Genomic DNA, 18,359 nt, shown 5'->3' with positions numbered 1-18,359 from the left:
CATCCCTGGACTGGACCGAGCCGGGCACCCGCACGATCGTCCGGCGGGTGCGGGCCGGTGCGGCCCCCGGCGTCGTCGTGCTCTCGCACGACGCGGGCGGCAACCGTTCCCAGAGCGTCGACGCGCTGCGGACGTACCTTCCCGAACTCCTCGATGCGGGTTACCGCATCACCGTGCCGAGCCGCCACGGAATCTAGCCGGAATCCAGGCCGGCGATCCGCCCGCCCGGTGCCGTGTTCCGTTCGGCGCATCCGCCGTCAGCGCACGTCCACCAGGCGGGCGAACACCACGACGTTCCCGTCGTATCCGGCGCGCTTGGAGAATCCGCCGCCGCAGGTGATGACGCGGAGTTCCGGGGTGCCCTTGTCTCCGTAGACGCGTTCTCCCGGGAAATTCTCCTTCTCGAAAACTTCGATGCCGTAGATCTCGAAAACCGCGGTTTTGCGGTCCCTGCGCAGGACCTCGACGCGGTTTCCCTTCTTCAGCGAACCCAGGCCGTAGAAAACGGCGGGCCCCTGTTCGTTGTCCACGTGGCCGACGAGTACGGAGGTGCCCTTCTCGCCCGGCGACACGGCGCCGGTGAACCAGCCCGCGAGGTTCGGGTCCTCCGGCGGCGGGGCGTCCACCCAGCCCTCGTCGTCGAGCCCGACCGGCATGACGGGCGCCTCCACCTGGATCCCCTTGATCCCCACGCGCGCGGCGGGCGAGAACGTCAGCGGCGCGACGCCCTGGCCGACCCCGTCGGATGCCTGGTCCGCCGCGGCGGCCGAGGCAGGCTGGGGCGGACCCACGTCGAATTCCCCCGAGCCATTGCGGATCAGCGCGAGGCCGGTCAGCAGAACGAGTGCGAGAACGCCCCAGGGCGCCCGCTTTTTCTGCGGTTCCTCTTCATCGGCCGGCTGGGACGAAGGCATTTGCTGATCCCCTCTCAACGCGGCACTCGAACCGCGTCCGTTGCGCGTACAAGAACGCTAAGCGCGGTGCGCGCGGCGGGCGACAGAGCGGGAGCGAACGGGTGGCGGCCATCTCGGGCATGAGCCATCCGAGTCGCCGCCCGCAGGAAATTTCTGACGGTCCGTGACCTGCGGCAATATCCGCCGTTGCGTTCGCGCCCCGGCGTGTCGCCTCACCAGGACGGCCGAGCGCCGAAATGCGGGTCTGTGCCGCGCATCTGAGGGTCTGTCTGGGAGGCGTTCTCGCCGATCGACCGGGGACGGTTACCCCGGGGCGTCTTCCGCGGAGGATTCACATGCGTACTACCCGTATGCGCGCCACGCGTGCCCTCGCGGTCGCGGCCACCGCGAGTGCCGTCGTCGGCCTCGCCGCCCCGACGGCGGCGGCCTGGGCCGATCCGTCCAACATCGTCGCCATGCCGAGCGTGATCCCCCGCGGGGGCCAGCTGACGGTCACGGTGGACGGCTCGGCCTGCGCGACCCACGGCAGCAAGATCACGTCGGACGCCTTCCCCGACACGAAGCTGAAGACCATGGGCGGCGGCACGGCCAGCGCGAACACCACGATCTACCACCACGCCTCGCCGGGGGCCCACAGCATCACCGTCCACTGCGGCAGTAGCGCGCCCCTCACCAAGCCCAACGCGTTCACCGTCATCCACGGTGGTGTCCGCGGTGGTCTGGGCGGCAGCAGCAGCACCGGCGCGACCGGTACCGACATGGCGATCGGCGGGGTCCTCGTGGCGGCCGCGGTGGTCGGCGGCGGAGTGTTCTGGATGCGCCGCCGCTCGGAGAACGCGCAGCGCGGCATCTGACGCACACCCCCGCGTCCGCTGACGGCCGACCGTGACCGACCCGCACGCCCGTCACTCGCACGTCGGGTGTGCGTCGTTCCGCCTTCCTGACCGGCGCGTCCCCCCTTCCGCGCCGGTCGGGGCGGTGCGTCAGGACTCGCCGTCTCCGGTGCGGCGGCGCGTCCAGTAGTACGCCGTGCCGAGCGTGCCCACGATCAGGGCGCCGCCCAGGGCGATCTCGTGCAGGTCGAAGCCGCCGAGGCTGCCGCCGACGCCGGCCTTGACGCCTCGGTGGGCGCCGGTCGGGTGCGAGGTGGGGTGATGCGTGGGGTGCGAGGTCGGACGGCCCGTGGCGATGGTGAGGTCCGTGGTCCCCGTCTCGCCCTTGCAGTCGAAGGTCACCTCGTACATCGCGCCGGGCTTGGCGTCGGGGAAGACCGTCGTGGAGACGGACTGCTGCCCCCGGGGAATGTGGGCGTCGTCGAAGACACCGGACGTCACCTTGGTGTCGCCTTCGCAGCCGTCCACGCTGAGCTGGACCTGGCCGCCGGCGGCGATGGTGGACGGGGTGACGCGGAAGCCGAACGAGGTGATGTTGTTGTTCGTGTCGGTGTCGTCCGCGACGGCCGCGGAAGCGGTGGTGGCCGTGAGGGTCAGGGCGGTGGCGGCGAGAAGAGTGGCCGACGCGACGGATATCGCGCGCATGATGTTTCCTCCGGGTCCCCGAGGAGCAGCCGCGGACCTTGTTCCGCTTTCACCAGGTATGCACCTCGATGCCGGAAACGCTAAGCAGCGGTCCGCGCACCCGCGATCGCAGTCGCGCGAACGGGGCAACGGTGTGGGCCGCACGGGGGAACGCACCGGGGTGTCGGGGCGGCAGTAGGGGAATGCGGCGTCGGTACGTGCTACCGGGCGGCCCCATGGCCCGGCGACCCGCCCGGCGGAACCTCCGCGTCACCGGTGTGCGGCTGCCGCCCGCACCATCCGCAGGCCGCGCGCCGAGCGCCTCCCGGCGCCGAGCGGCCGCTTCCCGCACCCGGGCGAAATCCGCTCACCGGTTTCTTCCAAAAGCCTCACGCGCCCGTCGCCCACACATGTGCCCCGCTGCCGCGCCACTCCACGAGGTGGGGGTCGTCGAGGGCGATGTCGGCCTCGCCCAGGCCCGCGCGGCGCAGGAACTCCACCAGGTCGCGGTCGTCGCGTGCGACGCCGACGTGCTGCCCGCGCACGGTCACCCGCCGTCCGCCGTCGGGAGCGGGCGGGTGGACGATGATGGGTGTCTGCCAGGTCATGCCACCAGAGTGCGCCGCGCGGGGCCGCCGCGCAGCACGGTTTACGGACCTGTGTGCGAAGCCGGGGCGGGGGAGCCGGGGTACCCGCTGCGCCGGTACCCCTCCCACCTGCGCCCGCCGGACGGCGCGAGCACCTCGTCCACCAGCCCGACGAGGCGTGCGGGCCTGCCTTCCAGTGCCTCCCGCACCACGCCGTCGAGTTCGGCGGAGAACCCCGGCCGCACTTCGTCCACGCGCCGCGCGAGCCACTTGCCGCCGCCCTGCCACGACCCCGTACGCAGGAGGATCAGCTCGCAGCTTCGGCGGGCCAACTCGGTGACGATGAACAGCCGCTCTCCTGCGTGTGCGCATCCGGCGAGGTCGTCGAGCAGGTCGGAGAGGCCGTAGCGCAGATCTTCCACTTCCTCCGGTGTCGCCGCGGGCGGCCCGGCCGCCGTCGACTCCCGTGCCTCGTCGCGCAGTCGGGCGCCGGTTCCGTCCCGGTCCAGGATCACCACCCCCTCGGCGCACATCGAGAGCATCGACGACCGGCGCCGCGGAATCTCCCTGCGCACGAACCACCGCCAGCTGGCCTCGGTGTGCACGAACAGTTCGACCGGCCAGGCACCGAACCGCAGGCTGGTCCTGGACGGCTCCCGCTCACCGGCGAGCACCACCACGACATCCAGGTCGGAGTGCGACGTGCGCCGGGCGGTCACCGAACTCCCGCCGAGAATCGCCGCCACCGCGTCGGGAAACCACGCGTCGACCAACTCCCGCGCGACCCGCACGGGTTCATCGGCATCCATGGCTCCACTGTGCCGCAGCACCCGCCGGAGCGTCCGGCGTACATCTGCCCGACCGGGAAAAGCGCGGGTCAGGCGGCCTTCGGAGCCTGTTGGCCCCATAGGCTGACCCCGATGATTGAGACCGTCGTGTTCGCCGTGGGGGAGACCCTCACCAAAGATGACCGCTACTGGGCGTCCTGGGCCGATTGGCTCGGCGTGCCCCGCCACACCGTCTCCGCGCTCGTGGGAGGTGTCGTCACGCGGGGCCGCGACAGCACCGAAGCGCTGCGGCTGCTGAGCCCGGACATAGATGTCGCCGCCGCCCATCACGCCCGCGAGGCCGCGGGGCGCGGTGAGCACCTCGCCGAGACCGACCTGTACCCCGATGTGCGTCCCGCCCTCGGCGGGCTGCGCAAACAGGGGCTGCGGGTGGTCATCGCGGGAAACCAGACGGCGCGCGCGGGCGAGTTGCTGCGTGGTCTGGACGTGCCCGCCGATCTCGTCGTCACATCGGGGGAGTGGGGGGTGGCGAAGCCGGAGCCGTCGTTCTTCGCCAGGGTCATCGAGGCGGCCCACGCCCCGCCGGAGCGGACGCTGTACGTCGGCGCCCATCCCGCGAACGACATCTTCCCGGCGAAGGCGGCGGGGCTGAGGGCGGCGCACATCAGGCGCGGCCCCTGGGGCCACTGGTGGGCCGACGATCCGACCGTCGTCGAGGCCGCGGACTGGCGGATCGACTCCCTCACCCAGGTCGCATCGATCATCGCTGAGTGAAGAGCGTCACTGAGTAAGGGGCATCGCTGAGTGAAGGTCAGAAGGGCTGCCGCGCATCGTATTTGACGCGCGGCAGCCCTTCTCCCTCAGCCGCCGAGGTTGCCGAAGAGCGCCTGGAACGGTTCCGGAGTGGCCGCGACCCCCCGGCTGTAGGGGGCGTCGAAGTCCCAGATGAGGAAGAGCAGGAAGGCGATCAAGGCGGAGAACAGTCCCGCGAGGATGAGTTCGCGCGCAGTGCGCCGGATCTGGAGCGTGAAGATCATGCCGACGGTGACGAGCCCACCGGCGATCAGACCGAACCAGACGACACCGGGCATGGTGGCCCCGGCGCTGTCACCACGGGAATTGCGCGCGTCGGAGGCGGCGGCGACGGCGTCGACGAGTGGCTGATAAGCCTGGGCCTCGAAATCCGACTTGGGCTGGTAGTCGGTGACGTCGTGGCGTACCCGGGTCAGGAGTTCGCCGCCGCGGTCGGTGAGTTCGCCGCGGTCCGCCATGGAGTCCCACTCGGTGGTGACGACATGGCTGGCATAAGCGTGTACATCCGCGCGAATGCGTTCGCGGACCTCGGTCGGATAGACCCGCGACCGCTCGGAGACTTCGTGCAACGCCTGTGCCTCGGAGTGCACATGGTCCTCGGCGACGCTGCGGGCCTCCCAGACGCCCGCGATGGCCAGACCAAGGACGATGGCGTACACCACGCCGATCATCATGGTCATGTACTCGATGACGTCCGGGGTTTCCGAAGCGTCGTAATCCGGGCTCGTCCTGCGGTGCCGCAGGAAGGTGACGATCAGGACGACGCCGCATGCGGCCGCCATCGCGAGGGTTAGAACAAGCCATTCCGACATTGGGACCTCCGACGGTCAGCGAGGCCGCAGCGCGGCGACGGCGAGCACCGCGGGCGCGGTGACGAGCAGGGTGAGCGAGACCAGGGACGGGCCGCCGCGGGGCGGCGGATTGCGCGGAGCGGCGCGGTACGAGGGGTAACTCACCGGTTTGGGTGCGGACTTGGGGGTGACGGTGGGGGTCGGCTTCGGGCTGGGGGGTGGAGGCGGCGGCGGTGGTGGTGGCGGAGGCGTGGGCTCGGCGGGGGCCGGGCGCGCGGGCGGCGGCGGTGGCGGGGGAGGGGGCTCGGGCGCCGGTGGCTCAGGGCGTGGCGGCGGAGCCGGAGCGGGTGGCGGTGGCGGTGGGGGCGGGGGCGGCGGAGGCTTGGGGCGGTGTGTGGGTCCCGCCCTGCACTCCACTCCGTCGCCCGCGACCGCCACGGAGTCACTGCCGGGAGCGTCACCGATCGAGGCGTAGGCGCAGTTGTCGGCGGGCGCGATCGCCTGCGCCGTGCCGGCTGCCGGCGAGCCGAGCAGCCAGGCCAGCACCAGTAACGCCGATAAGCGTGTGACCAGGCCGGATGAGGCCTTCGTAAAACCATGCACGTCCAGGATCATGGGCACCATGTCGCGCAGCCACGCCGCCGCGGCCCTCCTGCAACCCGAAGGGAGGAGGAGGCGGGCGTGAGCTTGACGAACAAAAGAATCTTGAACGGCGGTTGAACGCATCAGCCGTTCGCACCCGTACCTAGGGCCATGCGTGACGCACTCAGCGGCGCGATACCCAAGGGACAGCGGGAGTCGAACATGAAGACCTGGCGGAGCGCCTCGCTCGTAGCGACAGCTGCGGCCATGCTGGCGCTGACGACGGCGTGCGGTCAGGAGCAGGGGGACCAGTCGCCGAACGGGCAGAACGTGGGCAACCAGGCCCCTGCCAAGAGCGACGGGTACGGAGCGGGCAGCGACGGTTACGGGGCCGACACGGGCGACGCGAAGGAAGGCGCGGGCAAGGCGAAGGCCGCAGGCCAACTCGCCGTCTGGGACAGCAAGAAGCTCGGCAAGGTCGTCACCGACAGCGAGGGCCGCACGCTCTACCGCTTCGACAAGGACACCGCCGAGCCCCCCAAGTCGAACTGTGCCGGCGCCTGCGCGACGACCTGGCCCGTCGCGTCCCCCGAGGGCGCGGCCGCCCCGCCCGGCGTGGACAAGTCCCTGCTCGGCGAGGTCACCCGCAGCGACGGCAGCAAGCAGCTGACCATCGACGGCTGGCCGATGTACCGCTACGCCAAGGACACCAAGGCCGGTGACGCCAAGGGCCAGGGCGTGGGCGGCACTTGGTACGCGGCGGCCCCCGACGGCAAGAAGGCCGCCCCCGAGGCCGACGAGGCCCAGCCCCCCGCCGATACCGCTCCCGTCGACCCGGCAGGGCTCTCGACCCGCAAGGACCCCAAGCTCGGGGAGATCGTCGTCGACAAGAACGGCATGACCGTCTACCGCTTCACGAAGGACTCCGCCTGGCCGATGAAGTCCGCGTGCACCGGCGCCTGCCTCGAGAAGTGGCCGGTTGTTCCGCCGGTCGCGAAGAACGACACCAAGGGCATTCTCAAGAAGGGCTTCGTCGTCTTCGACCGCCCCGACGGACAGCAGCAGCAGACGATCGACTGCTGGCCGATGTACACGTTCTCCGGTGACAAGAAGCCCGGTGACACCAATGGACAGGGTGTGGGCGGCACTTGGTACGCCGCCGGCCCTGACGGAAAGCCTGTCGGCGCGCCGAAGTAGAAGTCCGTACGGAAAGGAGGTCCCGTCAGAAGTACCTCAGCAGCTCAACCTCGCGTTCGGTCGACCGGTCCGTTCTTTTCCCCCTCCCGGGAAGGAACGGACCGGTTTTTTGGGTGGAAATTCGGCACTTGCCACAGGCAGTGACCGAGAACGGACGGTCAATTTCCGTTTTGACTCGCTCCCTTGGCGGACGATCAGTAGCCTCACTTCGAACACCGGCTCGCCTCGCCTCGCCTACGACTTGGAGTCCTGATGGAGCGTCCCGCCTGGGCCCCGCAGGGCATCGACATCACGATGCCCAGCGTGTCCCGCATCTACGACTACTACCTGGGCGGTTCGCACAATTTCGAGGTCGACCGGGACGCTGCCCGCCGGGCCATGGAGGTCATGCCGGGGTTGCCCAAGATCATGCAGGCGAATCGTGCCTTCATGCGCCGAGCAGTGCGTTTCGCCGTGGACCAGGGCATCGACCAGTTCCTCGACATCGGCTCGGGCATTCCCACCTTCGGCAATGTGCACGAGATCGCGCAGCAGGCGAACCCCGATGCCCGTGTGGTCTACGTCGACCACGACGCGGTGGCTGTCGCACACGGCCGTGCGGTGCTCGAAGGCAACGAGAAGGCGATCGCCGTCGCCGGGGATCTGCGCAAGCCGCTGGACATTCTGGGCAGTTCGGAGGTCAACGGACTCCTCGACCTGGACCGTCCGGTAGCCGTTCTCCTCGTCGCCGTCCTGCATTTCGTGGAGGACGCGTACGATCCCTGTACAGCGGTCGCCGAACTGCGGGACGCAACCGCGCCCGGCAGCGCGATCGTCCTCACGCACGCTTCGTACGAAGGGATGCAGATCCCCGCCGAGCAGGCCGGTCAGGTCGTCGGCGTCTACAAGGACATCCGCAATCCACTGATCATGCGCTCGCGCGACGAGATCGCGCGGTTCTTCGAGGGATACGACATGGTGGAACCCGGCCTCGTGCCGATGCCGCGCTGGCGGCCCGAGACCGCGTCCGAGGAGGAGGATCCGTACGCCTTCTCCGGGTACGCCGGCGTGGGGCGCAGGGCATGAGCGGGGAACCGGACGGGCCCGAGGGCAGAGTGCGCAGGTTCGCCACCATATGGAGCCGCGCCATCTTCCCGGTCACGGCGACCTCGCTGACCCGTCCCGAGTTCGAGCAGCAACTGGTGCCGCTGGCCCGCAGACTGCGCACCGCCCTGCACGAGCGGGTCTTCGAGGCCGCCGAGGGCCAGGCGATCGGCGCGGCGCTCGTCGGCACCCACTGCACCGACCCCGAGGCCCTCAGCCGCACCCTCGACTGCGTGGACGCCTATCTCGTCCTCTACTGCGGCGACGACGGCCCGCGTGAAGAGCTGCGGGCCCGGTCCGCGCGCCTGCAGCACGCCCTGGCCGCGGGCTTCGCCGGCGCCCTGCGGGAGCGGACCCTCGCCGAGCAGGAGGCGATATCGGGGGCGGCCCTGAGCGCCCGCAGCGCCGTCGCCGAAGCCCTGCACGCGAGCGAGGCACGCTTCCGTGCCGTCTTCCACGGCGCGGCGATCGGCATCGGCATCGCCGACCTCACGGGCACGGTCCTGGAGGTTAACGACGCGCTGATCCGCATGTTCGGCGGCCTGGAGAACCAGGTGCGCGGCCGTAACGTCGCGGAGTGGACCCATCCCGACGACTCCCCCCACGTATGGAAGCTCTACGAAGAGCTGGTGCGCGGCGAGCGCGAGCACTACCGCGTGGAGAAGGCCTTCTACCGGCCCGACGGCACCGTCCTGTGGACCAATCTGACCGTCTCGCTGCTGCGTGACGCGGACGGAGTGCCGCAGTACCAGCTGGCGCTGATGGAGGACACCACCGAGCGCCGGCTGCTCAATCTGCGCCTTCGCTACGAGGCCACGCATGACGCGCTGACCGGCCTGCCGAACCGGACGCTGTTCTTCGAACGCCTGGAGAAGGCGCTCGCGGCGGGCGACGGCGCACGGTTCGGGCTCTGCTACCTCGACCTCGACGGCTTCAAGACCGTCAACGACAGCCTCGGCCACGCGGCGGGCGACCGGCTCCTCGTCGAGGTCGCCGACCGGCTCCAGTCCTGCGCCACGGCGCCCGGCGAGATGGTCGCGCGGCTCGGCGGCGACGAGTTCGTGGCGCTGACCACCGGCCGCGGCAGCGAGGTCGAGGTGGACGACCTCGCCGGACGCATCATGCACGCGCTCTCCACGCCCATCCGTGTCGAGGGCCGCGAACTGACCGTGCGCGGCAGCATCGGCATCGTCGAGGGCCCGGCCGGGGAGCGCGGCGCGGCGGAGGTCCTGCGCAGCGCCGACATCACGATGTACCGCGCGAAGTCCGCCGGCGGCAACCGCTTCGAGCTCGCCGACCCCGAGGCGGACGCCCGCGCCATCACCCGGCACGGCCTGACCACCGCGCTGCCGGCCGCTCTGGAGCGCGGCGAGTTCTTCATCGAGTACCAGCCCCTCGTGCACCTGGGGGACGGCAGCGTGCGCGGCGCCGAGGCACTGGTGCGGTGGCTGCACCCGCAGCACGGCATCATCGGCCCGGACCGGTTCATTCCGCTCGCCGAGCACACCGGTCTGATCGTTCCGCTCGGCCGCTGGGTCCTTGAGGAATCGGTTCGCCAGGCCCGTACGTGGGAGTCGCGGCACAAGGACGCCGGGCCGCTGCGCGTGAACGTGAACCTCTCGCCCATGCAGCTGACCCACCCCAACCTGGTGTCGGACACGGTGGAGATCCTGGAGCGCTCCGGGCTCGAACCGGGCGCCCTGTGCCTCGAAGTGACCGAGTCCGCGCTGATCGGCGCCGACGACGACCTGCTCAAGCCGCTGCGGCGGCTCGCCGAGATGGGCGTGGACATCGCGCTCGACGACTTCGGCACGGGCTACTCCAACCTCGCCAATCTGCGCCGCCTGCCGGTGAGCATCCTCAAGCTCGACCGCTCCTTCACGCAGGGCATGCAGCACTTCCCCGCCGACCCCGTCGACCTCAAGATCGTCGAGGGGATCGTCTCGCTCGCCCACAGCCTGGACCTGGCGGTCACGGTCGAGGGTGTCGAGACCGGCCACCAGGCGGATCAGCTGCGAGAGTTGGGCTGCGACACGGCGCAGGGCTGGTACTACGCACGTCCGGGACCGCCGGACCAGCTGCACGAGCTGGCGCTCGCCGACGCGACGAGCTGAGGAGCTGAGGAGCATGGCCCCGCCCGAAGAGATCCACTGGGTGTACGCCTTCGTGGACCGGCCCCGGGACCGGTTCGCCCAGGCCCATACCTTCTGGGCGGCGGTCACCGGAACGCGGCTCTCCGCGTTCCGGGGCGAGGACGACCAGTTCGTGACCCTGCTGCCGGACGGGGCCGACGCCGTCCTGAAGGCGCAGGCCGTCGACGGACCCGGCGGCGCGCACCTCGACTTCTCCGTGGAGGACGTCGTGGCCAAGGCGCGCGAGGCCCGCGCGCTCGGGGCCGCCCCCGTCTACTCGGAGGAGGGCCTGGAGGTCCTGCGCTCGCCGGGCGGGCAGCTGTTCTGCGTGGTGGCTCTGGAGGGCGAGAAGCTCCGCCCCGAGCCGCTTGCCGCGCCGGACGGGACCACGAGCCGCCTCGACCAGGTCTGTCTGGATGTGCCGCCGTCGGTGTGGGAGGCGGAGAAGGCGTTCTGGGCCGCCTTCACGGGCTGGCCGGACCGTCCGGGATCACTGCCGGAGTTCCACCTCGTCGAGCCGGACCCGCGGCTGCCGGTCCGCATCCTGCTGCAGCGTCTCGACGACGAGGCGCCCGCCGGGGCGCACCTGGACTTCTCCTGCTCCGATCCGGACGCGGACCGCGTGCGCCATGAGGCGTTCGGCGCCGAGACGGTGTGGCGCGGACCGCACTGGATCGTGATGCGGGACCCTGCGGGCGGCACGTACTGCCTGACGATCAGAAATCCGGCGACGGGCACCTTGAGCGCTCCGTAGGGGCGCGGGGAACGGCGCGACCAGCCCCCACCGGGCCCGCAGGGACGGACAACCCCAGAAGCCGCGCCTACCGCTCGAGCAGCATCCGCTGCAACTCCCGCGCGGCCCGTGGCGGAGCCACATCGCTGCGGTGGGCAAGGGCGATCGTACGGTGCAGGGAGGGCCGGGCCAGGGGCGTCATCCGCAGGCCCCGCCCGGCCCGCTCGGCCACCATGCGCGGCACGACCGCGACCCCGAGCCCGGCCTGCACGAAGCCGAGCACCGCGTCCATCTCGCCGCCCTCGACGGCGAACTCCGGCTCGAACCCCTCGGCCCGGCAGGCGGCGACCGTCAGCTCCCGCAGGTCGTAGCCGTGCCGGAACATCACCAGGCGTTCGCGCTGCAGATCCGCGACCCGCACCGGCTTGCCGCCGAACCCCCGCGCGTCCGGCGACGACACCACGACCAGATCCTCGCGCAGCAGCTCCACGGTGGTCAGGGCGGGCGAGGGGCTGGGCAGCGGGAGCACCACGACGGCCAGGTCCAGGGCGCCGCGCGCCAGTTCCCGTACGAGGTCGTGGGAGCCGCTCTCCTCCAGGAGCAGCTGGATGCCGGGGTGCCGGTCGTGGAAGGCGCGGAGCACGTCGGGCAGCAGACCCGTGCAGACGCTGGGCGTGGCCCCCAGGCGGATCCGGCCGCGGCGCAGCTGGGCCAGCTCCTGCACCTCGATGCGCGCGGTGTCGGCGTCCGCGAGGATGCGGCGGGCCAGCGGGAGCAGCGCCTCCCCCGCGTCGGTCAGCGCGATGTTGCCGCGGGCCCTGCTGAACAGCTCGGCGCCCAGCTCCTTCTCCAGGGCGCGGACCTGCTGGGAGAGCGAGGGCTGCGAGACGTGCACCTGCTCGGCGGCCCGGGTGAAGTGCCTGGTCTCGGCAACGGCGACGAAGTAGAGGAGCTGCTGGAACTGCATACACAGCAGGGTACGGCCGATGATAGCCAATCGCTATCGAGATGAGCTGATCCATCTCTTGGACCGATCGGGACCTTCGGCCTTAGCGTCGGTCCCATGGCTCTGGCAACGCGGACGGACCGAAAACGGTCGTCGATGACGCGCACGATCTGGGATTCGTCCGTCGGCAAGAAGACGGTGATGGCGGTGAGCGGCCTGATCATGCTGCTCTACCTGATCGCCCACATGATCGGAAACCTGAAGATCTTCTTCGGGCCGGGGGAGCTCAACCACTACGCCCACTGGCTGCGCACGGTCGGTGAGCCCTTCATGCACTACGAGTGGACGCTCTGGCTGATCCGTGTCGTCCTCGTGGTCGCCGTCGTCGCGCACGCCGTCTCCGCGTACCAGCTCAGCCGCCGCGACATCAGGGCGCGCCCCGCCAAGTACGTCAACAAGAAGGCGGGCAAGAGCTTCGCCACGCGCACCATGCGCTGGGGCGGGATCATCCTCGCCCTGTTCATCGTCTGGCACATCCTGGACCTGACCACCGGCACCGTGCACCCGGGCGGCTATGAGCACCTGCACCCGTACCAGAACATCATCGACACGTTCTCCACGTGGTACGGCAACGTCATCTACATCGTCGCCGTCGTCGCCCTCGGCTTCCACGTGCGCCACGGCCTGTGGAGCGCCGCGCAGACCCTGGGCGCGGGCAAGGCGAACCGCGACCGCGCCCTCAAGATCATCGCCAATGGCGTCGCGTTCGTCCTGACGGCGGGCTTCGTCGTCGTACCCGTGGCCGTCATGACCGGAGTGGTGAGCTAGCAGATGAATTCCTCCCGTGAGCACGAATCCCGTGAGTACGCCGACTACACGACCGGGGAGCCGGTCGTCGACACCAAGGCCCCGGCCGGGCCCGTCGCCGAGCGCTGGGACACCCGCCGCTTCGAGGCCAAGCTGGTCAACCCCGCCAACCGCCGCAAGCACACCGTGATCGTCGTCGGCACCGGCCTGGCGGGCGGCTCCGCGGGTGCCACGCTCGCCGAACAGGGCTACCACGTCGTGCAGTTCTGCTACCAGGACTCACCGCGCCGCGCCCACTCCATCGCCGCGCAGGGCGGCATCAACGCCGCGAAGAACTACCGCAACGACGGCGACTCCGTCCACCGGCTCTTCTACGACACCGTCAAGGGCGGCGACTTCCGCGCCCGCGAGTCCAACGTCCACCGCCTCGCGCAGATCTCGGTGGAGATCATCGACCAGTGCGTCGCGCAGGGCGTGCCGTTCGCCCGCGAGTACGGCGGCCTCCTGGACACCCGCTCCTTCGGCGGCGTACAGGTCTCCCGCACGTTCTACGCGCGCGGCCAGACGGGGCAGCAGCTGCTGCTCGGCGCCTACCAGGCCCTCTCGCGGCAGATCGCGGCCGGCAACGTCGAGATGCACCCGCGCACGGAGATGCTGGACGTCATCGTCGTGGACGGACGCGCCCGCGGCATCGTCGCCCGCGACCTGATCACCGGCAAGATCGAGACGTACTTCGCCGACGCGGTGGTCCTGGCCTCCGGCGGCTACGGCAACGTCTTCTATCTGTCGACGAACGCCATGAACTCCAACGCCACGGCCATCTGGCGGGCCCACCGGCGCGGTGCCTACTTCGCCAACCCCTGCTTCACGCAGATCCACCCCACGTGTATCCCGCGCACAGGCGACCACCAGTCGAAGCTGACCCTGATGAGTGAGTCGCTGCGCAACGACGGCCGGATCTGGGTGCCCAAGGCGCAGGGCGACGACCGCCCGGCGAACAAGATCCCCGAGGACGAGCGCGACTACTACCTGGAGCGCATCTACCCCTCCTTCGGCAACCTCGTGCCCCGCGACATCGCCTCACGCGCCGCGAAGAACGTGTGCGACGAGGGCAGGGGAGTGGGCCCCGGCGGCCAGGGCGTCTACCTCGACTTCGCCGACGCCATCAAGCGCATGGGCAAGAAGGCGGTCGAGGCCAAGTACGGAAACCTCTTCGACATGTACGCGCGGATCACCGACGAGGACCCGTACAAGACGCCGATGCGGATCTACCCCGCCGTGCACTACACGATGGGCGGACTCTGGGTCGACTACGACCTGCAGACCACGGTCCCCGGCCTGTTCGCGGTCGGCGAGGCCAACTTCTCCGACCACGGCGCGAACCGCCTCGGCGCGTCGGCCCTGATGCAGGGCCTGGCCGACGGCTACTTCGTGCTGCCGTCGACGATCAACGACTACCTCGCGCGCAACCCGCACCACGACGAGGTCTCCGACGACCACCCCGCCGTACGCGAGGTGCTCGACGAGACCGCCGACCGCATCACCCGGCTCCTGGCCGTCGACGGCGACCGCACCCCCGACTCCTTCCACCGTGAACTCGGCGAGCTGATGTGGGAGTTCTGCGGCATGGCCCGTACGGAGACGGGGCTGCGCAAGGCCCTTGAGCGCATCCCGCAGATCCGCGAGGAATTCTGGCGCCGCCTCAAGGTCCCCGGCACCGGCGAGGAGTTCAACCAGTCCCTGGAGAAGGCGAACCGCATCGTCGACTACCTGGAGCTCGCCGAGCTGATGTGCCTGGACGCCCTGCACCGCGCCGAGTCCTGCGGCGGCCACTTCCGCGAGGAGTCGCAGACGCCGGACGGCGAAGCGGCCCGCCGCGACGAGGAGTTCGGCTACGCCGCCGCCTGGGAGTTCACGGCCACCGGCCGGGCTCCCGCCCTCCACAAGGAAGACCTCGTCTTCGAGTACGTCCACCCCACCCAGCGGAGCTACGCATGAAGCTCACCCTGCGCGTCTGGCGCCAGCAGAACGCCGACGCCGAAGGCGCCATGTCCACCTACGAGGTGGACGACATCTCGTCCGACATGTCCTTCCTGGAGATGCTGGACACCCTCAACGAAGAGCTCATCGTCAAGGGCGAGGACCCCGTCGCCTTCGACCACGACTGCCGCGAGGGCATCTGCGGCGCGTGCTCGCTCGTCATCAACGGCGACGCGCACGGACCCGAGCGCACCACCACCTGCCAGCTGCACATGCGGTCCTTCAAGGACGGCGACACGATCGACGTCGAGCCGTGGCGCGCCGCAGCCTTCCCGGTCGTCAAGGACCTGGTCGTCGACCGCTCCTCCTTCGACCGCATCATCCAGTCCGGCGGCTACATCAGCGCCCCCACCGGCGCGGCCCCCGAGGCGCACGCGGCGCCCGTGCCGAAGCCGGACGCGGACTTCGCCTTCGAGCACGCGGAGTGCATCGGCTGCGGCGCCTGCGTCGCCGCCTGCCCCAACGGCTCGGCCATGCTGTTCACTTCGGCGAAGGTCAACCACCTGGGCGTCCTGCCGCAGGGCGCGCCCGAGCGCGAGACGCGCGTCCTCGACATGGTGGCGCAGATGGACGAGGAAGGCTTCGGCGGCTGCACGCTCACCGGTGAGTGCGCGACCGCCTGCCCGAAGGGCATTCCGCTGCCGTCCATCTCCGCGATGAACAAGGAGTGGTTGCGGGCCACGAGGAAGGTCAGCAGGTAGGCACGGCGCGGGGTTCCCCGCGCCCCCGGGGGCGCGTAGCTTCACCGCATGCATCCCGGAGCGTACGACCCCGCCAGGACGGCCGTCGTCACCGCCGACGGCACACGGACCCTCACCTACGGACAACTCGAAGAACGCTCCCTGCGGCTCGCGGATCATCTGCGGGCCGCAGGTCTGTGCAGGGGCGATCACCTCGCCCTGCTCAGCGACAACGACCCGCGCGCCCTGGAGGTCTACTGGGCGGCGCTGCGCTCGGGCCTCTATCTCACCGCCGTGAACCACCACCTCTCGACGGACGAGGCCGCCTACATCGTCCGTGACTGCGGCGCGAAGGCGCTGGTCATCTCCGGCTCGCTCGCCGAATTCGGCGCGGGCGTCGTGGCGTCGGCCGGCGGGCCGCCGGTCCTGCTCGGGCTCGACGACGGCACGTACGAGAAGGCCCTGGAGTCCGCGTCGGCGCAGCCGCCCGCCCACCAGCCGCGCGGCACCGACATGCTCTACTCCTCCGGGACCACGGGCCGCCCCAAGGGCATCCAGCCCGCGCTGCCCGACGGTGACGTGCGCGAGGACCCCAGCACCTATGTGCTGATCTTCCAGGCCATGTACGGCTTCGGCGAGGACACCGTCTACCTCTCGCCCGCCCCGATCTACCACGCGGCGCCGCTCAGATTCTGCGGAGTCGTCACCGCGCTCGGGGGCACGGTCGTCCTCATGGACGCCTTCGACGCCGAAGGGGCTCTGGCGGCCGTCGAGCGGCACCGGGTCACGCACAGCCAGTGGGTGCCGACCATGTTCGTGCGCATGCTGAAGCTGCCCGCAGAGGTGCGCGAGCGCTACGACCTGTCCTCGATGAAGATCGCGATACATGCCGCGGCGCCCTGCGCCGTCGAGGTCAAGCAGCGGATGATGGAGTGGTGGGGGCCCGTTCTGTACGAGTACTACGCGGCGACGGAGGGCAACGGCATCACGTTCATCTCGCCCGAGGAATGGCTGCGCAAGCCCGGCTCTGTGGGCAAGGACGGGTTCCTCGGCGAACTGCGGATCTGCGACGAGGCGGGCGACCTGCTGCCGAGCGGCGAGACCGGCATCGTCTACTTCGAGCGCGACGAGGTGCCCTTCACCTACCACGGCGACGGCGAACGCACCCGCGAGGCGCAGCACCCGGTGCATCCGAACTGGACCACCACGGGCGACATCGGGCACGTCGACGAGGACGGCTATCTCTTCCTCACCGACCGCAAGGCCTTCATGATCATCTCGGGTGGCGTGAACGTCTATCCGCAGGAGGCCGAGGACTGTCTCGTCCTGCATCCGGCGGTCGCGGACGTCGCGGTGATAGGAGTGCCGGACGCGGAGATGGGCGAGGCGGTCAAGGCCGTGGTGCAGCCGGCCGACGGGGTGAGCGCGGGGCCCGAACTGGAGCGTGAGCTGGTCGAGTTCGTACGGGAGCGCCTGGCCCACTACAAGGCGCCGCGTTCCGTGGACTTCGCGGACTCGCTGCCCCGCACACCCACCGGGAAGCTGGCCAAGTCCGCGCTGCGCAGGTCGTACTGGCAGTGAGTGCGGGACCTCAGGTGCCGTCGATGCCGATGCCGCCGCTCGCCAGAACCGTCTCGCGGAAGGACGCCACCACCGGCCGCAGATCGATGTGATGCCAGGCCGCCCACAGCTGAACGGACGCCTTGTGCCAGGGCAGTTCGCGTACGGCGACGCCGTCCGTCGTGCCGCGCACCATGCTCCGCTGGATGAGCGCGAGGCCAAGACCGGAGGCGACCAGGCCGAGCGCGGTGAGCGGCTCGGCGGCATCCAGGCGGATGTCCGGGGTGAAGCCGGACGCCACGCACGAGGCGAGGAAGGTGTCGCGCCAGGCCGGATCCCTGGAGTTCTCGACCGCGATCCACGCCTGGCCGTCCAGGTCGGCGGGCGTCAACCCGTCCTGCGCGGCCAACGGATGGGAGGCGGGCAGCGCGAGCAGCAGCGGGTCTTCGAGGAGCGGCGCGGCAAGGAGATCCGGGTCGTCCCGCGCGGGCGGCTCCTGGACCAGGGCGATGTCCAGGCTGCGCTGGCGCAGGCCCTCGAACTGCTCGGCCGTGGGGAGGCTGTAGAGGGCGACATGGATGCCGGGGCGCTGTTCCTGGAGGGTGCGCAGTGCGCCCGGCAGGACGCCGGTGTGCATGGCGTCGCCCACGTATCCGATACACAGGCCGCCCTCCTCGCCGCGGCCGAGCCGCAGGCCGAGGTTCTCCAGCCGGTCCGCGTGCCGCAGCAGGGCGCGGGCCTCGCTCAGGAAGACCCGGCCGTCGGAGGTGAGACGGATGCGCTGCTGGCTGCGTTCGAACAGGGCGAGGCCGAGCTGCTTCTCGAGCTGGGCGATCTGGCGGCTGAGCGGTGACTGGGAGATGTGCAGCGCTTCGGCCGCCCGCCCGACGTGTTCCGTCTCGGCGACGGCCACGAAATAGCGGAGTTGTCGCAGGTCAAGCATGTAAGACCTCGGAGGACTCAAGTGTGTCCAAGCGAGTCTTGGACAGTCTCAAGCATCGATCCTAACCTCGGACTCGCAAGGCAGGCGGATCACGCCGGACACCCCGGAACCGTCACAAAGCAACCACCGCGAGGACCCCCATGAGCATCACGTCCCTCCTGCCCGGAGCGCTCGGCTTCGGCACCGCCCCGCTCGGCAACATGTTCCGCGCCATCCCCGACGCGGAGGCCGCCGCCACCGTCGAGG

The 18,359-nt window shown here is 70.4% G+C and carries 18 protein-coding genes and 2 pseudogenes; 12 read left to right on the top strand and 8 right to left on the bottom strand.

All coding sequences use genetic code 11. The annotated features are described in order from the left end of the window. A pseudogene (locus ACQKIP_RS18115) lies at positions 1–197 on the top strand (polysaccharide deacetylase family protein); the annotation flags it as partial. A 60-nt stretch (positions 198–257) separates the two neighbouring features. Here ACQKIP_RS18115 and ACQKIP_RS18110 read toward each other — a convergent pair. Next, a complete protein-coding gene (locus tag ACQKIP_RS18110) occupies positions 258–914 on the bottom strand; it encodes a class F sortase (RefSeq protein ID WP_365865136.1) in 657 nt (218 codons plus the stop codon). Between the two features lie 350 nt (positions 915–1,264). Here ACQKIP_RS18110 and ACQKIP_RS18105 point away from each other — a divergent pair, with 350 nt between their 5' ends. Next, positions 1,265–1,768 carry a hypothetical protein gene (locus ACQKIP_RS18105; protein ID WP_365865188.1) on the top strand — a complete coding sequence of 168 codons (504 nt, stop codon included), beginning with the start codon at positions 1,265–1,267 and terminating at the stop codon, positions 1,766–1,768. Positions 1,769–1,897: 129 nt separating this feature from the next. Here the strand turns inward: ACQKIP_RS18105 and ACQKIP_RS18100 are convergent, their stop codons facing one another. The 3 genes from ACQKIP_RS18100 to ACQKIP_RS18090 all read right to left on the bottom strand — a co-directional run bounded on the left by ACQKIP_RS18100 (position 1,898) and on the right by ACQKIP_RS18090 (position 3,827). After that, positions 1,898–2,452 (bottom strand): hypothetical protein, encoded by a 555-nt coding sequence (locus tag ACQKIP_RS18100; RefSeq protein WP_365865138.1) that lies wholly within the window; start codon positions 2,450–2,452, stop codon positions 1,898–1,900. Positions 2,453–2,820: 368 nt separating this feature from the next. Further along, on the bottom strand, positions 2,821–3,039 hold the full coding sequence (locus ACQKIP_RS18095; protein ID WP_361200688.1) for a hypothetical protein: 219 nt from the start codon (positions 3,037–3,039) through the stop codon (positions 2,821–2,823). Positions 3,040–3,080: 41 nt separating this feature from the next. Beyond that, positions 3,081–3,827 carry a nucleotidyltransferase domain-containing protein gene (locus ACQKIP_RS18090; RefSeq protein WP_365865139.1) on the bottom strand — a complete coding sequence of 249 codons (747 nt, stop codon included), beginning with the start codon at positions 3,825–3,827 and terminating at the stop codon, positions 3,081–3,083. 111 nt (positions 3,828–3,938) lie between these two features. Here ACQKIP_RS18090 and ACQKIP_RS18085 point away from each other — a divergent pair, with 111 nt between their 5' ends. Beyond that, positions 3,939–4,580, top strand: coding sequence for an HAD family hydrolase (locus tag ACQKIP_RS18085; protein WP_365865141.1), 642 nt, complete (start codon positions 3,939–3,941; stop codon positions 4,578–4,580). 86 nt (positions 4,581–4,666) lie between these two features. On the opposite strand, the gene ACQKIP_RS18080 is transcribed toward ACQKIP_RS18085, so the two are convergent. Both ACQKIP_RS18080 and ACQKIP_RS18075 read right to left on the bottom strand, forming a co-directional pair. Then, the gene (locus ACQKIP_RS18080) at positions 4,667–5,431 is read right to left on the bottom strand and encodes a hypothetical protein (protein ID WP_365865143.1); all 765 of its coding nucleotides are present in this window, start codon (positions 5,429–5,431) and stop codon (positions 4,667–4,669) included. 15 nt (positions 5,432–5,446) lie between these two features. Further along, positions 5,447–5,575: a hypothetical protein gene (locus ACQKIP_RS18075; RefSeq protein ID WP_365865145.1), complete on the bottom strand. Its 129-nt coding sequence runs from the start codon at positions 5,573–5,575 to the stop codon at positions 5,447–5,449. A 639-nt stretch (positions 5,576–6,214) separates the two neighbouring features. Here ACQKIP_RS18075 and ACQKIP_RS18070 point away from each other — a divergent pair. From ACQKIP_RS18070 to ACQKIP_RS18055, 4 genes are all read left to right on the top strand, one after another. Next, the gene (locus tag ACQKIP_RS18070) at positions 6,215–7,189 is read left to right on the top strand and encodes an SCO0930 family lipoprotein (RefSeq protein WP_365865190.1); all 975 of its coding nucleotides are present in this window, start codon (positions 6,215–6,217) and stop codon (positions 7,187–7,189) included. Between the two features lie 252 nt (positions 7,190–7,441). Beyond that, positions 7,442–8,254, top strand: coding sequence for an SAM-dependent methyltransferase (locus tag ACQKIP_RS18065; protein WP_365865146.1), 813 nt, complete (start codon positions 7,442–7,444; stop codon positions 8,252–8,254). After that, the gene (locus ACQKIP_RS18060; RefSeq protein WP_365865148.1) at positions 8,251–10,386 is read left to right on the top strand and encodes a putative bifunctional diguanylate cyclase/phosphodiesterase; all 2,136 of its coding nucleotides are present in this window, start codon (positions 8,251–8,253) and stop codon (positions 10,384–10,386) included. The genes ACQKIP_RS18065 and ACQKIP_RS18060 overlap by 4 nt, the downstream gene beginning before the upstream one ends. Before the next feature lie 13 nt (positions 10,387–10,399). Next, complete coding sequence (locus tag ACQKIP_RS18055; protein ID WP_365865150.1) at positions 10,400–11,158, top strand: VOC family protein; 759 nt, start codon at positions 10,400–10,402, stop codon at positions 11,156–11,158. A gap of 67 nt (positions 11,159–11,225) precedes the next feature. Here the strand turns inward: ACQKIP_RS18055 and ACQKIP_RS18050 are convergent, their stop codons facing one another. Next, complete coding sequence (locus ACQKIP_RS18050; RefSeq protein WP_365865151.1) at positions 11,226–12,104, bottom strand: LysR family transcriptional regulator; 879 nt, start codon at positions 12,102–12,104, stop codon at positions 11,226–11,228. A 135-nt stretch (positions 12,105–12,239) separates the two neighbouring features. On the opposite strand from ACQKIP_RS18050, the gene ACQKIP_RS18045 reads away from it, so the two are divergent. The 4 genes from ACQKIP_RS18045 to ACQKIP_RS18030 are packed head-to-tail and all read left to right on the top strand — an operon-like array spanning position 12,240 to position 17,191. Beyond that, positions 12,240–12,911, top strand: coding sequence for a succinate dehydrogenase (locus ACQKIP_RS18045; RefSeq protein ID WP_365865192.1), 672 nt, complete (start codon positions 12,240–12,242; stop codon positions 12,909–12,911). Positions 12,912–12,914: 3 nt separating this feature from the next. Next, positions 12,915–14,888 (top strand): fumarate reductase/succinate dehydrogenase flavoprotein subunit, encoded by a 1,974-nt coding sequence (locus ACQKIP_RS18040; RefSeq protein WP_365865152.1) that lies wholly within the window; start codon positions 12,915–12,917, stop codon positions 14,886–14,888. Then, entirely contained in the window at positions 14,885–15,631 is a 747-nt protein-coding gene (locus tag ACQKIP_RS18035; RefSeq protein WP_365865153.1) for a succinate dehydrogenase/fumarate reductase iron-sulfur subunit, read from the top strand. Before ACQKIP_RS18040 ends, ACQKIP_RS18035 begins: the two co-directional genes overlap by 4 nt. Before the next feature lie 48 nt (positions 15,632–15,679). Next, positions 15,680–17,191 (top strand): acyl-CoA synthetase, encoded by a 1,512-nt coding sequence (locus ACQKIP_RS18030; protein ID WP_365865155.1) that lies wholly within the window; start codon positions 15,680–15,682, stop codon positions 17,189–17,191. A 10-nt stretch (positions 17,192–17,201) separates the two neighbouring features. Here ACQKIP_RS18030 and ACQKIP_RS18025 read toward each other — a convergent pair whose 3' ends face one another. After that, positions 17,202–18,113 (bottom strand): LysR substrate-binding domain-containing protein, encoded by a 912-nt coding sequence (locus tag ACQKIP_RS18025; protein WP_365865157.1) that lies wholly within the window; start codon positions 18,111–18,113, stop codon positions 17,202–17,204. A 140-nt stretch (positions 18,114–18,253) separates the two neighbouring features. Between ACQKIP_RS18025 and ACQKIP_RS18020 the strand changes: the two are divergent. Continuing rightward, positions 18,254–18,359: pseudogene (locus ACQKIP_RS18020) on the top strand (aldo/keto reductase); the annotation flags it as partial.

The sequence above is a fragment of the Streptomyces sp. NPDC059900 genome (genome assembly GCF_050270335.1).
Lineage (GTDB): Bacteria > Actinomycetota > Actinomycetes > Streptomycetales > Streptomycetaceae > Streptomyces.
Note: the sequence above shows the minus strand (reverse complement) of the source record. Positions and strands in the feature narration are given on the sequence as shown.